Origin of the sequence: Mycobacterium sp. ELW1 (genome assembly GCF_008329905.1) — a bacterium.
GTDB lineage: Bacteria > Actinomycetota > Actinomycetes > Mycobacteriales > Mycobacteriaceae > Mycobacterium.
Genome location: NZ_CP032155.1, coordinates 3,745,468 through 3,758,461 on the forward strand (window position 1 = coordinate 3,745,468; position 12,994 = coordinate 3,758,461).

A 12,994-nucleotide genomic window follows, 5' to 3' on the forward strand; every position below is an offset into this window, starting at 1 on the left:
GTACTTCCACGTGACCGACTCGACCGGTACGCGCCGAGACTCTCAGCATGCCGTGCCCGCCGGCGAGCGGCACGGGAATTCGGAGGGATTGTGCGTACCGTCGTCCACCGATCACCCGGCCGTCACCGAGCCGTCACTCGCCGCCAGTGGGCCACGAGCGAGGACCTTTGACGCTCAACTGAGGACCCAAGACCATGCGCCTGGTCGCGGTCTTTCGCGCACGATTACCCCATGACCAACGCGGTGATAGACGCCGCCGGGTTGACCGAACTCGTGTCCGCGTTGATCGACCGCGGCTATCGGGTGGTCGGGCCCAGCGTGTCGGAGAACGCGATCGTGCTGGCCGAACTGACATCGGCCGGCGACCTCCCCCTGGGCTGGGGCGTCGACGTGGCACCCGGGAGTTATCGGCTGCGCCGCCGCGACGACGACGCCGCCTTCGGCCATTCGGCGGGTCCCCAGTCGTGGAAGCAGTTCCTGCACCCGCCGCGGCAGCAGTTGTGGTCGTCCGACGGCACCGAACCCGAGGAACCGGCACGGTATGCCTTCCTCGGGGTGCGGGCCTGCGACCTCGCGGCGATCGCGATGCTCAACGCGGTGTTGGGCAAGGGCAGCCACCCCGACGAGGGATTTGCGGGGCTGCTCGGACGGGTCTTCGTGGTGGCCGTCAACTGCACTGAACCCGGCGGCCTCTGCTTTTGCGCATCGATGGGAACAGGACCCGAGGTGGGGCCGGGCTACGACCTCGCACTCACCGAACACATCGACGACGACGGCCGTCGCTACCTCGTCGACGTCGGTAGCGACGACGGCGCGGAGGTCCTGGCGGCGCTCCCCCACCGGCAGGCCGCACCGGATGAGATCGATTCGGCCAGAAGCGAAGTCGCAGAGGCTGCACACCACATGGGCCGGCAGATGCCCGAGACAGATCTACGTAACCTTCTGATCGCCTCCCGCGAGTCCCCACACTGGGACGAGGTCGCCAGTCGGTGTCTCACCTGTGGCAATTGCACCATGGCGTGTCCCACCTGCTTCTGCACCAGCGTCACGGACACCACCGACCTCACCGGTGAGCACGCCGAACGCTGGATGAGTTGGGCGTCGTGCTTCGAATTCGACTTCACGTTCGTCCACGAGGGAAGCGTGCGCACATCCGGACCGTCGCGATATCGGCATTGGATCTCACACAAACTGGGGACCTGGCACGACCAGTTCGGCAGCAGCGGCTGCGTGGGCTGCGGACGGTGCATCGCCTGGTGTCCGACGGGGATCGACATCACCGAAGAAATGCACACCCTGGCTCAGGAGCGCGATGGCGACGACTGACACGGCGGCCTTCCCCGAATCCCCATCCGCGATGAGCCCGGTCCCGTACCGGGTGCGCCGCCGGGTATCCGAGAACCGCGATTCGGCGACGGTGGAGCTGGAACCGGTGGGCCGGCCGCTACCGGCGCCGCTGCCGGGCCAATTCATGATGATGTACGCGTTCGGGATCGGTGAGATCGCCATCTCCGTCAGCGGTCTCACCACCGGCACCGACGCCACCATCACGCACACGATCCGGTCGGTGGGGGCGGTGAGCCGTGCGCTGCACGACGCGCAGCCGGGCACGGTGATCGGGATCCGCGGTCCGTTCGGCACTGATTGGGGCCTGCGTGCCGCGGCCGGAGGCGACGTGGTCATCGTGGCCGGTGGCGTCGGCCTCGCTCCGCTGCGCCCCGTCGTGCTCGCGATCCTTGCCGACCGTGACGCCTTCGGCACGGTCACCCTGATCGCCGGCGCCCGGTCCCGCGACGACTTCTTGTACGGTGACGAGCTGCGGCGGTGGGCCGACAGCGGCACCATCGATGTGCATCTGACTGTCGACGTGCCGGTGCAGGGGTGGTCCGGTGAGATCGGGTTCGTCACCGAACCGCTGCGCAGATTGCCGCTGCGCGCCCAGAACACCACCGCCTTCCTCTGCGGCCCCGAAGTGATGATGCACAACTGCGCCACCGAACTGATGCGAAAAGGACTGCTCGCCAGCGCTATCCGTGTCTCGCTCGAGCGCAACATGCAATGCGGAATCGCCTGGTGCGGGCACTGTCAACTGGGCCCGTTGCTGTTGTGCCGGGACGGACCGGTCGTCGGCTACGACGTCGCCGAGCCCCTACTCGCAGTCCAGGAGTTGTAGATGAGCGGCCCCCCCTCGCTGGCGGTGTGGAAGTTCGCTTCCTGCGACGGCTGCCAGCTCACGTTGCTGGACTGCGAGGACGAACTACTCACCCTCGCCGGTCAGGTGCGCATCGCCACCTTCCTGGAAGCCTCCAGTGAGATCGTCCCAGGGCCCTACGACGTGTCACTCGTCGAAGGGTCGATCACCACCGCCGCAGACGAGCGACGTATCAGGGAGATTCGGGATCAGTCCCGGATCCTGGTCACGATCGGTGCCTGCGCGACCGCAGGCGGCATCCAGGCGCTGCGCAATTTCGCCGACATCGACGAGTTCGCCTCGGTCGTCTACGCAAAGCCCGAGTACGTCGACACGCTCGCGACATCCACGCCGGCATCGGCACACGTGCCGGTCGACTACCAATTGCAGGGCTGCCCGATCGACCGCCATCAGCTCCTCGACACGCTGGCAGCGCTGCTGGTGGGACGCGCACCGCGGTTGCCTGCCAAGACGGTGTGCACCGAATGCAAACTGCGGGGGGTCACGTGTGTCGCGGTGGCCGAGGGCATTCCATGCCTCGGCCCGGTGACCCATGCCGGCTGCGGCGCGTTGTGCCCAGCGCATCACCGCGGCTGCTACGGCTGTTTCGGGCCCGCCGCGACCCCCAACACCGCGGCCCTGATCCCGCTGCTGCACCGTGACGGAATGTCGGAAGCAGGCGTAGAGCGCGTCTTTTCGACATTCAACGTCACCCGATTCGCCGCCGAACGGAATGACGAATGACATCGCAGACACGCACCCTGTCCGTGGGCGCCTTGACCCGTGTCGAAGGCGAAGGCGCACTGCATGTCACGTTGGTCGACGGCGCCGTCGACAGCGTCGAGCTCAACATTTACGAGGCGCCGCGATTCTTCGAAGCCTTCCTGCGCGGCCGGGCCTACACCGAGCCGCCGGACCTCACCGCACGAGTGTGCGGTATCTGCCCGGTCGCGTACCAGGTCAGCGCGTGCAACGCGATCGAAAACGCCTGCGGGATAACGATCGATCCCGAACTCGCCGCCCTGCGCCGGCTGATGTACTGCGGTGAGTGGATACACAGCCATGCGTTGCACATCTTTCTGCTGCACGCTCCCGATTTCTTGGGCTATCCGGACGCGATCAGCATGGCCAAGGATCATCCCGACCTGGTCAATGGCGGGCTGGCGATCAAGAAGACCGGCAACCGGCTGATGGAAGTGGTCGGCGGCCGGGCAATTCACCCGATCAACGTCCGGTTGGGCGGCTTCTATTCGGTCCCCCGCGCGCGCGACCTCGAACCGCTGACCGAGATGCTGCGCCGCTCGCTCGACGACGCCCTGGACACCGTGCGGGCCCTCGCCGAGCTGGAGTTCCCCGACGTTGAGTTCGACCACGAATTTCTTTCGCTGTCCGACGGTGACCGATATCCCATCGAGAACGGCACCATCACACGCAGTGACGGACCGTCGTTCGACGTTGCCGACTTCAGTGCCCACGTCGTCGAGGCGCAGGTCAAGCATTCCACCGCCCTGCAAGCCACGCTGGACGGCAACCGGTACCTGACCGGTCCGCTGGCACGGTATTCGCTCAACTCGGCGGCGCTGTCACCGGTCGCTCGCGAGGCTGCCGCTGCCGCCGGGCTGGGCCCGGTGTGCCGAAACCCGTTTCGCAGCATCGTGGTTCGCGCCGTCGAGGTGGTCTATGCCATCGAAGAGTCACTGCGGATCATCGCCGAATATGAGCGCCCGCCGAGGCCGTTCGTCGATGTGCCGGCGCGCGCGGGCGTCGGGCACGGAGTCAGCGAGGCCCCACGGGGGCTGCTGTACCACCGGTATGAGATCGACGGTGACGGACTGGTCCGCGCGGCAACACTGGTGCCGCCCACCTCGCAGAACCAGGGTGCCATCGAGCATGAAATGGCCGAACTCGTGGCCGCGAACCTGGCGCTGGACGACGCATCATTGACGTCGTTGTGCGAGAAGTCCATTCGCAATCATGACCCGTGCATCTCATGTTCGGCGCACTTCCTCACGCTGAACATCCATCGGACATGACGAGCAGCGTTCTCGTCATCGGCATCGGCAACGACTTTCGGACCGACGACGGGGTCGGCCTCGCGGTCGCAGCCGAAGTCGCCAGGCGACGTCCGCCGGGCGTCGAGGTGCTCTCGGCGCTGACGGATCCCGGGCAGATCCTCGACGCCTGGGCGGACATCCCACTGGTTGTCGTCGTCGACGCGGCCAGCGGCCCCGACGTGGTCGCCGGAAGGATTCGGCACTGGATTCCCGGCGACGACCACCAACCCACCGTGGTCAGCTCGCATTCGCTTGGCCTGCCGGACATCTACGCGCTGGGGCAGGCGCTTGGCCAAATCCCTCGGCAGTTGGTGGTGCTCACCGTCGAGATCGTGGACGCCGGTCACGGTGTCGGGCTCTCGCCACCCGTCGCCCGCGCTGTGCCCGCGGCCGTAGAGGCCGTTCTCACCGAGGTCTGTCGTCAACCCTGAGTTGGGGCGTGGCGCAACAGCGCTCCCACGCCATCGGTCAGTCGCAGATGTTCTGGAGCGCAGACGAGGTCGGCCCCGATGGCCATCGCCGCATAGGGGAGCGCCTCGTCGGCGCGCAGGGTCTGTGTCGGCGCGATGCCGAAATCGGACAGCGTCTCCGGATCGGTACCCGGAAGCGTCAGATCATCGCCGGCAAGCACTGTTTCGTCATGCACCTGTCCGATGATCAACGTGGCGACCGAACGCTCACGCAGTGCCGCGGTGACCGCCGCCAGCCCGGCCACGGCAAGACCTGACTCACGCCCCTCTTCGGCCCCGTACTGATCCATGATCTTGTTTCTGTGGATGGTGCGCCTGTTGTTCAACTCGTGCACGATGGCGGCGCGGACGACACGGTCCACCCCGGTCTGGCGAGACCCGATTCCAGGTTGGACGATACGTTCGGCAACCCGATGTGGCAGCTCGGACACCAGCTCGGCCCGCGCACGCTCCTGGCCGATGAGAACGATGAAGTCCAGCGGATGGCCGTCCATCTCCGCGGTGAGCCGGTCGGCGACCGCGCGGAGGTTCTTGCGCACCTCCTCCTCCACCCGATGTTGCGAATCTCCCCACGCGTTCAAACCCGCCGAAGCCGCCTTGTGGACCGGAAAACCCTCCCCCACGACGGTCTCCGAAAACGTCGACTTTCCTTGATAGCGCGTGAGATCGGCGCCGACCTGGTCGACGGCGGCGACCATATACGGCCCCGAAACGAATCCGTTGTCGACGAGCGGAACAACAAAGGGAAGCGCCGAGACCCGGATCACCGGGGTGACGGGCGGCACGACGAGGTGCTCGTCGACCGCCACCCCGTCCAGGCCGACAATCAACGCCCGCCCACTCCGATGCTCAGTTGCCGGCCGCTCGTTCATTGCGCGCGTGACCGACACGATGAGCGGGTGCGGCGCGCCCTGGTGCTCCAACTCACGCGCGACGTCACGCTCGAGCACCGCGAGGCGCTCGGCCGCGTCCTGCGTGTCATGGGAGTCGTCGTAATAGACGGAGGCGACCGGGCCTCGGGTGGCAAGAACTTTCTGTGCCAGCGGTGAATACGTCGCTGCGCTCGTCATCGGTGATCTCCTTCCGATCTGACGGGATCGGTTTTAGCCGAGCAGAATCTCGGCCGCTGCGACCCACGATGCGCGCGGCGGCCAGCACCAACAAGTGCCAAAAGTCCCCGCACCGAAGGCTCTTACCGGGGTACGACCGGTGCGGCGGGCGCCCTAACCGACAAAGGCCGAGCCGTCCAGGCGGCGAAGGGCATCGGCCAACGGTCGTCGCGGCGTCGCCGGTAACGGGTCGGCGTTCAGCGGGGACCACCCCACTCTGAGCAGTACCTGGGGAAACTGTTCACTGCCGAACACGTCCGCGCGGAACGCCTCTCGGGTATCGGGGACCTCGAGTACCTCCGACACCGCGCATGAGGCCAGGCCCTGAACGGTCGCGGTGAGCATGACGACGCTGGCGGCTTCACCCGCACGCAATTGACACGCGACGCTGTCGAGCGCGGTCCCGAGGGCAAGCAGGACACCGTTGTCTTCGGCTGCCGAGACCTCGTCGGGTTGGTCGAGTGCCGTACCGGAGAAGATCCGGCCAGGTACTGCGGCGGCACCATCTATGGGTGGAACATTATGCGCGGGAACACCTTCCGCCGCGGCGTAACGCCCACTCCACGCCATCAGCTCGGCGACGTAGCCGGTGTCGTCGATGTGCCGGCGCGCTGCCTGCTCTACCAATTCGACGAATTGACCGGTCGTTTCGACCCGTCGCATCGTGACGCCGAAGCGCGCCGCACGCGCGCCCATCAACGCGATGTCTCCCATCGCAACCGGCCACGAACTGTAGGTGCGCCGATCGGTTCGCCGCCGCGGAATGGCTGCCGCCATGGCGATATCGGCCTCTCCCGGCGGTCCGCGATGCACCTGCACTGCCGCCAGATGATTCAGGTCGTCCGGGTTCGGTACCCGATGGACCGACGCGCGCCAGCCCAGTGCCGCCAGTGCGACGGTGGCGTGATGCAGGGCGGCCCCGCAACTGACGATCATGTCGCGGCCGTCAGGGTCGGTGTGAGGGAGGCGCAACTCGCGGCGCGAATACAGGTTGATGCTGTGCGGGCCGACTCTCCACTCCCACGGCTGGGTGTTGTGGATAGACGGGGCACGGCCGGCCAAGTCCAAGGCTGCCCGCACGGTGGCGTCATCAGGGAAATTGGTCGTCATCGCCGCCCACCGCCTTCCGTGCATGATGCTGGCTCAACCGACGATGCCGGTCGTGTGCACGGTGAACCAGAGCCGCAAGTCCCCAAAGTTGATGACCGGGGATCTGCAGCATTGTTCGGTCGGCGGAGCTGCCCGATCCACCGCCCTCCCTGCGGATTTCCATCGCCGGACCACGCGCTCGACGATGTGTCGCTGAGGACTAGTGGCCTTCGGGCAGGGACTTTGGCCCCTGCGCGTGGTCAGTTTTTGACGATAGCGTCGAAATGTCCCGGCAAGTTGACAGGAACCGGCCAATGCCCGAACGAGAGCGTGTCGCGCCGTCTGTCGTCGTGGGTGTGGACGGTTCACGGTGGGCCACCGAGGCCGCGTGCTGGGCTGTCGATGAGGCGGTCCGCCGCGCCATTCCCCTGCGGTTGGTATACGCCGTCGACTCGGGAGACGACAACGACGATGCCCAACGCATCGCCCGCCAATTCGCCTCGGCCCAAACCGCGGTGCGCTGCACGGCTGCCGCCGTCGAGTCGACCGATATCCCGGTCAAGATCGAAGCGGAGATCGTGCAGCAGCATCCCGTGGCAGCGTTGCTCGAGGCGTCCAGAGGGGCCGCCATGCTGTGCGTCGGCGCCATCGGGTTGAACCACTTCCGCGACCACCACACCGGCTCGACCGCAACCGCCTTGGCGACAGCCGCACACTGTCCGGTGGCCGTCGTCAGGGGACATGATCCGGTGGCGTCGGCCCAGCGATGTGTGGCCGTCGAATTGGACGGGTCAACCGGTGATGGCGCCTTGCGCCATGGCTTCGATGAGGCACGTTCGCGCGGTGCGCCGTTGCGGGTGCTGACGACCTGGCGATCGCGGTACCCCGATATCCACGACGGCCACGCCGTTGCCGCCGGAAACCGAGATGCCAAGGCAGCCCTGGAGCGTCGCCTGAAATGCTGGCGCGCACGCTATCCCGAAGTGGAGGTCACCACAGTGGCCCTGCACGGCAATTCGTTGAGTTACTTGATCACACATGGCGATTCGATCCAGCTGTTGGTCGTGGCCCACGAACGCGGCCAGGGCATCGCGGAACTGCTGGGAGCAGCCGGAAATGCGGTGCTGGCGCACGCCGATTGCTCGGTATTGGTCTGCGAGCCGCAGAACCAGTTGTAGTCCGCGAAACACACTGATCCCTGATTTCTGGAGGCCGGCATGGTGAAAGTCTTTCTGGTAGACGACCACGAGGTGGTCCGCCGCGGACTCATCGACCTTCTGAGCGCGGACCCGGATCTGGAAATCGTCGGTGAGGCCGGCTCCGTCGCCCAGGCGATGGCACGCATTCCCGCCGCCAAGCCCGACGTCGCGGTGCTCGATGTGCAGCTGCCCGACGGCAACGGTGTCGAGCTGTGTCGTGACCTGCTGTCTGTGCTCTCCGATTTGCGCTGTCTGATGCTGACCTCGTACACCTCCGATGAGGCCATGCTGGACGCAGTCCTGGCCGGCGCCAGCGGCTACGTTGTCAAAGACATCAAAGGCATGCAGCTGGCGCAGGCCGTCAAGGACGTCGGCGCGGGCCGCTCACTGCTGGACAACAGGGCCGCCGCGGCACTGATGGCCAAGTTACGCGGCACCACACAGCGATCCGATCCGCTCTCCGGGCTGACCGATCAGGAACGGTCGTTGCTGAGTTTGCTCGGCGAGGGGCTGACCAACAAACAGATCGCCGACCGGATGTTCCTCACCGAGAAGACAATCAAGAACTATGTCTCACGGCTGCTGGCGAAACTCGGTATGGAGCGGCGCACACAGGCGGCGGTGTTCGTCGCCAAACTGGATCATCCGGTCCACGAACACGGCGGCTACTAGCCGCACGGCACGTCAGCCAGGCCGGGCCGCGTGCCTCACCAGTAGGACCGAGCAGTCCGGATAGCCCAATATCGGATGGCAATTCGGCACGCTGACCGAGGTGAGAGTGTCAGCATCGGAAGCACCGACGACCGCGAGGCCGACCTGCCGCTCATGCGGATCTCCATCGTGGCGGCCTACCCACCCGGTGCCGGCCGAAACCGTCTCGACGTGAACATCGGGATACCGCCGAATCCAACTGTCAGCGCGCCGGTCGATCTGCCGGACAGTCGCGTCGCGTAATCGGCCTTCCTGCATGGCCAGATGCACGACGTCGTCGTTGTCGGGATCATCGGACAACACCACCGACACCACGCCACCGACGCGTGCCCTGCCATCGTCGCCGCTGCGGATGATGGCCACCGGACAGCGAGCGTGGTCGGCGAGATGACTCGCCGTTGCGCCGAAGAGCCGTCCCGCTGCCACATGCGGTGGGCGGGCGCCGATACACACCACGGCGGCGTCGGCGGACTCCCGGGCCAGCACGTCGCCGGGTGATCCGATCACCGACGCGGTCTCGGCACGTACATCACGATGAGTACGATTCGCCGCATCCTGGGCTTCGACGAGGACTGCGTCCCAATCGAACCCACTCTCTGTTGCCCCGGGCACAGCGGTCGGCACGGCGTGGACCAGGCGCAGCGTCACGCCGCGGCTGACGGCCTCGGGCACCGCCCAGTTGACCGCGTTCAGCGACCATGGGGAGCCATCGACTCCCACGACCACGGCGCCAGGTGGTTCAACGGCGTGAACGTCCACGGAGGCACCTACGGCCGAAAGGTGATCGCCAGGATGGCGGCGTCTGCCAGCAGAAGTCCCAGCCCCACCAGCGGAACCACGATGCCGTACCTGCGATTCGCGGCGAACACCGACGCGACGATCGTCACCAGCGCTACCAAAGGTGGCCCGTACGCAAGGATTCCGAACCAGAACTCACCTGGACCCATGTGCGGGCAGGCGGTCGTGTCGGTACACCGCGCGATGCCCATCACGGCGCCGAACGCAACGAACATGACCACGACCGCAGCCGGAATCGTCAGCAGCGCCAGAAACCAGGTGAGCCACCTCGGTATACCGCGACGGGCTCCCGGGGTCGTCTCCTGCGTCGTCTCGATCATGGTGTGCTCCTTGCTCGGCCATTGCATTCAGAGACCACTGGCTCCGGAGCCGGAACCTGATCGAGGTAGCGGTCGACATCGGCTCTGTCGAATGTCGACGTGCCCGGCGTCTGAAGCTTCGCCGTCGCCGCGGCGATGCCGTAGCGAACCGCGCTCTCCATCCCCCACTCACGAGACAACCCGACCACGATGCCGGCCACCATCGCGTCACCGGCACCCACACCGCTGACGGTGTGAACGGCCACCGGCGCGAAACGACTGCACCGATCCCCTGTGACGAGCAAGGCTCCGTCGGCGCCGAGGGAGACCACGATCACCTCGGCGACGCCGCGGTCGATCAAATCCCGCGCCGCAGCTATCTGCTCACCTTCGGTGACCAGCGGACGGCCGACGCATTCCCGTAGCTCGCGCACACTGGGTTTCAGCAGGAACACACCCGAGGTGATGTGCTCGAGACCCCCACCCGAGGTGTCGAGGACGAGCCGGACCTGCCGCCGCCGGCATATGTCGGCGATCCGCTGATAGAAGTCGGCAGGCACGCCGGGCGGCAGGCTGCCGCTCGCGACCACGAATGCCGCGCCAACTGCACTGGCTTCGATCACCTCGAGGCAGCGCAACTGCTCGTCGGCGGTCAGCGTGGGTCCGGGCAACACGAACCGGTACTGACGGCCCGTAGACCGTTCGTTGACGGTGAAGCTCTCCCGGGTGTCCCCGCGCAATGCGACGAAGGTATTGGGCACCGTGGCGGCGTCGAGAATCTCCACCAGGCGTGCGCCGATCGGACCGCCGGCCGTCAGCACGGCCGAGACGGGAGCACCCAACACCCGCGCAAAACGGGCGACATTGATTCCACCGCCGCCGGCATCGTATTGGTCTGCGCAGCAACGGACTTTGTCTGTCGGCCCCACACGTTCGGCATCAACGGTGATGTCGAGTGCCGGATTCATCGTCACCGTGACGATCACGGGGGCGCTCACAGGCCGGTCGGGTAGGTCTCGGGGGTCTCGCCTTCGACCCAGACGCTGGTGACCTCCAACGGTTCCAGGGCGGTCGTGTGATCGATGTGAATGATCGCGTCGTACTGATCGCCCGGCCGCACGTGGTAGTAGTGACTCTGCCGTTCGGTGGCGGGTTGATATATGACCCCGATCGCCCGGCTCAGCCGAACCGTGTCCAGTGGTTCGGCCACCTCACGACTGACGAGTGAGGAGACCAAGAATTCTGGCCGGTCGACCTCGTGCAGCAGTTCCTCGACGCTGCCGTTGAGAGCGGGGCGGACCACCTTCCGCTCGGCGATGGCACCCCATTCACTTGCCGCGGTGACCGTGCCCGAGTAGGTGGTGAATCCGATCAACACCGCCTGCTCGGCATATCCCTCTCGAACGAGCTGCCCCAGCGTCAGCTGCCCGTCGGACCCCACCTCGGTTGCCCGGGCGTCACCGACGTGGGAATTGTGTGCCCACACCACGATTCGAGCAGGTTCACCGTCGTGCTGATGCAGATGGGCGCGCAGCGCTTTCAACGTTTCGAACATGTGTTGGTCCCGCAGATTCCATGAGGAAACCCGGCTACCGAACATCGAGCGGTAGTAGACCTCCGCGTTGCGGACGGTCTGCGCATTCTGTTGCGCGTAGAACAGTTCGTCCTCGGCGAGAAGTCCATCTCTCCGCGCGTACTGCAGACCACTGCGCTGCAGTTCGACCAACTGCTCGACGACCTGCCGCTCGCAAGACATCCCGGCCCCGAAGGCGGCGGCGAAACCGTACGCCTGACCGTCGTCAGCGCCGGTGTGATCGAAGCAGGCGTAACGTTCTCGTGCCCGTTGCGCTGCCGCGGGGTCGACGTTCTCCAGGTATGTGATCACCTCATGCATCGACCGATGCAGGCTATAGAGATCCAGGCCGTAGAAGCCTGCCTCGCGCCGACCGTCGGCGCGGCACCGGGCATTGTGCGTGTGCAGCCAGGTGGTGAAGTCACGGACGGTGGTGTTGCGCCACATCCACGCCGGGAACCGCTCGAATCCCGTCAATGCATCGTCGGCCGAGGCATCGTCACTGCGGCCGCGGACATACCGATTCACCCTGTACGCGTCGGGCCAGTCGGCTTCCGCCGCCACCGCGCAGAAGCCTTTCTCCTGGATCAACCATTTGGTGATCTCAGCGCGCGCTTCGTAAAACTCGCGAGTGCCGTGCGAGCTCTCACCGATCAGCACGACCCGCGCATCGCCGATGATCTCCTCCAGCGCCTCCCTCGGCGGCACGCCCGAGGGCGCATCGACAGCACAGCGAGCGATCACCTCCGCGGGTGTCTCGGCTTTGCGCAGCCGCGCGGTGCCGATGCCCGTCGTCGGAGTGGCCAGCAGATCCCGCACCTCGGTGTCACTGACCTGCTCGAAGTTCCAGAATGACTCGCCCACCGCCAAGAACGGGGTGGGCATCGACGCGCAGACGAGATCGTCGACCAGACCGGCGAATTCGCGACAGGTCGATTGCGGCGCGGCGGGGACGGCGACCACGATCTCAGCCGGGTCCATATCCCGCAATGCCTGAACGGCGGCGAGCATGCTCGCCCCGGTGGCCAAGCCGTCGTCAACGAGGATCACCGTCTTGCCCGCCAACTCCAACGGCGGGCGGCCGCCGCGATAAGCCCCCTCGCGCCGCGCCAGTTCCCGGGCCTCTCGCTCGGTGACGTCGCGCAACTCCTGCGTTGTCACCCGCAATGCCCGGATGACGTCATCGTTGACGACCACCCGTCCACCGGAAGCCAAGGCACCCATGGCGAACTCGTTGTGCCCGGGTGCACCCAGCTTGCGCACGATGAAGGCATCCAGCGGAGCCCCCAGGGCCGCAGCGACTTCCCAGGCCACCGGTACGCCGCCGCGGGCCAGCCCGAGAACCACCAGGCCGTCGCGACCGCGATAGCCGTCCAACAAGTGAGCCAGCACACGACCCGCTTCTCGGCGGTCACGGAAGATCCGTCGTGGATGCTGGTGTGCAGTCGTTCGGGCTGTGGTCATGGGTGACTCCATTCAGTCTTTCGGGTGTTCCCGACTG

General features: G+C 66.3%; 13 protein-coding genes. 7 read left to right on the forward strand and 6 right to left on the reverse strand.

The genetic code is table 11. The features are described 5' to 3' along the window. Window positions 1–231: 231 nt before the first annotated feature. From D3H54_RS17750 to D3H54_RS17770, 5 genes are read left to right on the forward strand one after another with little or no spacing between them, the layout of a single operon-like run. Complete coding sequence (locus D3H54_RS17750) at window positions 232–1,326, forward strand: 4Fe-4S dicluster domain-containing protein (RefSeq protein ID WP_168214903.1); 1,095 nt, start codon at window positions 232–234, stop codon at window positions 1,324–1,326. Beyond that, window positions 1,313–2,173 (forward strand): FAD/NAD(P)-binding protein, encoded by an 861-nt coding sequence (locus D3H54_RS17755; protein ID WP_149380164.1) that lies wholly within the window; start codon window positions 1,313–1,315, stop codon window positions 2,171–2,173. Before D3H54_RS17750 ends, D3H54_RS17755 begins: the two co-directional genes overlap by 14 nt. Further along, a complete protein-coding gene (locus D3H54_RS17760) occupies window positions 2,174–2,935 on the forward strand; it encodes an NADH-quinone oxidoreductase subunit B family protein (RefSeq protein ID WP_149380165.1) in 762 nt (253 codons plus the stop codon). Beyond that, window positions 2,932–4,224 carry a Ni/Fe hydrogenase subunit alpha gene (locus D3H54_RS17765; protein WP_149380166.1) on the forward strand — a complete coding sequence of 431 codons (1,293 nt, stop codon included), beginning with the start codon at window positions 2,932–2,934 and terminating at the stop codon, window positions 4,222–4,224. The genes D3H54_RS17760 and D3H54_RS17765 overlap by 4 nt, the downstream gene beginning before the upstream one ends. Then, window positions 4,221–4,676 (forward strand): hydrogenase maturation protease, encoded by a 456-nt coding sequence (locus tag D3H54_RS17770; protein ID WP_149380167.1) that lies wholly within the window; start codon window positions 4,221–4,223, stop codon window positions 4,674–4,676. Before D3H54_RS17765 ends, D3H54_RS17770 begins: the two co-directional genes overlap by 4 nt. Here the strand turns inward: D3H54_RS17770 and D3H54_RS17775 are convergent. Then, entirely contained in the window at window positions 4,667–5,785 is a 1,119-nt protein-coding gene (locus D3H54_RS17775) for an Rv2629 family ribosome hibernation factor (RefSeq protein ID WP_149380168.1), read from the reverse strand. The two genes, D3H54_RS17770 and D3H54_RS17775, sit on opposite strands and share 10 nt — an antisense overlap. A gap of 153 nt (window positions 5,786–5,938) precedes the next feature. Then, complete coding sequence (locus D3H54_RS17780) at window positions 5,939–6,934, reverse strand: Acg family FMN-binding oxidoreductase (RefSeq protein WP_149380169.1); 996 nt, start codon at window positions 6,932–6,934, stop codon at window positions 5,939–5,941. Between the two features lie 293 nt (window positions 6,935–7,227). Here D3H54_RS17780 and D3H54_RS17785 point away from each other — a divergent pair, with 293 nt between their 5' ends. Together D3H54_RS17785 and dosR are read left to right on the forward strand one after the other, a co-directional pair. Next, a complete protein-coding gene (locus tag D3H54_RS17785) occupies window positions 7,228–8,091 on the forward strand; it encodes a universal stress protein (RefSeq protein WP_149380170.1) in 864 nt (287 codons plus the stop codon). A gap of 39 nt (window positions 8,092–8,130) precedes the next feature. Next, window positions 8,131–8,784: a hypoxia response regulator transcription factor DosR/DevR gene (gene dosR / locus D3H54_RS17790; protein WP_149380171.1), complete on the forward strand. Its 654-nt coding sequence runs from the start codon at window positions 8,131–8,133 to the stop codon at window positions 8,782–8,784. Window positions 8,785–8,796: 12 nt separating this feature from the next. On the opposite strand, the gene D3H54_RS17795 is transcribed toward dosR, so the two are convergent. The 4 genes from D3H54_RS17795 to D3H54_RS17810 are packed head-to-tail and all read right to left on the reverse strand — an operon-like array spanning window position 8,797 to window position 12,957. After that, entirely contained in the window at window positions 8,797–9,582 is a 786-nt protein-coding gene (locus tag D3H54_RS17795) for a universal stress protein (protein ID WP_149380172.1), read from the reverse strand. Window positions 9,583–9,590: 8 nt separating this feature from the next. Beyond that, entirely contained in the window at window positions 9,591–9,941 is a 351-nt protein-coding gene (locus D3H54_RS17800) for a hypothetical protein (RefSeq protein WP_149380173.1), read from the reverse strand. Continuing rightward, on the reverse strand, window positions 9,938–10,918 hold the full coding sequence (locus D3H54_RS17805; RefSeq protein WP_286198912.1) for a 1-phosphofructokinase family hexose kinase: 981 nt from the start codon (window positions 10,916–10,918) through the stop codon (window positions 9,938–9,940). Before D3H54_RS17805 ends, D3H54_RS17800 begins: the two co-directional genes overlap by 4 nt. After that, window positions 10,915–12,957 carry an erythromycin esterase family protein gene (locus D3H54_RS17810; RefSeq protein WP_210419570.1) on the reverse strand — a complete coding sequence of 681 codons (2,043 nt, stop codon included), beginning with the start codon at window positions 12,955–12,957 and terminating at the stop codon, window positions 10,915–10,917. The genes D3H54_RS17805 and D3H54_RS17810 overlap by 4 nt, the downstream gene beginning before the upstream one ends. Between the last annotated feature and the right edge of the window lie 37 nt (window positions 12,958–12,994).

Excerpts from the sequence above, each read along its gene's own strand:
- D3H54_RS17775 (WP_149380168.1), bottom strand. The coding sequence starts at position 5,785 with ATGACGAGCGCAGCGACGTATTCACCGCTGGCACAGAAAGTTCTTGCC.
- D3H54_RS17785 (WP_149380170.1), top strand. The coding sequence starts at position 7,228 with ATGCCCGAACGAGAGCGTGTCGCGCCGTCTGTCGTCGTGGGTGTGGAC.
- D3H54_RS17800 (WP_149380173.1), bottom strand. The coding sequence starts at position 9,941 with ATGATCGAGACGACGCAGGAGACGACCCCGGGAGCCCGTCGCGGTATA.
- D3H54_RS17750 (WP_168214903.1), top strand. The coding sequence starts at position 232 with ATGACCAACGCGGTGATAGACGCCGCCGGGTTGACCGAACTCGTGTCC.
- D3H54_RS17760 (WP_149380165.1), top strand. The coding sequence starts at position 2,174 with ATGAGCGGCCCCCCCTCGCTGGCGGTGTGGAAGTTCGCTTCCTGCGAC.
- D3H54_RS17810 (WP_210419570.1), bottom strand. The coding sequence starts at position 12,957 with ATGACCACAGCCCGAACGACTGCACACCAGCATCCACGACGGATCTTC.
- dosR (WP_149380171.1), top strand. The coding sequence starts at position 8,131 with ATGGTGAAAGTCTTTCTGGTAGACGACCACGAGGTGGTCCGCCGCGGA.
- D3H54_RS17765 (WP_149380166.1), top strand. The coding sequence starts at position 2,932 with ATGACATCGCAGACACGCACCCTGTCCGTGGGCGCCTTGACCCGTGTC.
- D3H54_RS17755 (WP_149380164.1), top strand. The coding sequence starts at position 1,313 with ATGGCGACGACTGACACGGCGGCCTTCCCCGAATCCCCATCCGCGATG.
- D3H54_RS17770 (WP_149380167.1), top strand. The coding sequence starts at position 4,221 with ATGACGAGCAGCGTTCTCGTCATCGGCATCGGCAACGACTTTCGGACC.
- D3H54_RS17780 (WP_149380169.1), bottom strand. The coding sequence starts at position 6,934 with ATGACGACCAATTTCCCTGATGACGCCACCGTGCGGGCAGCCTTGGAC.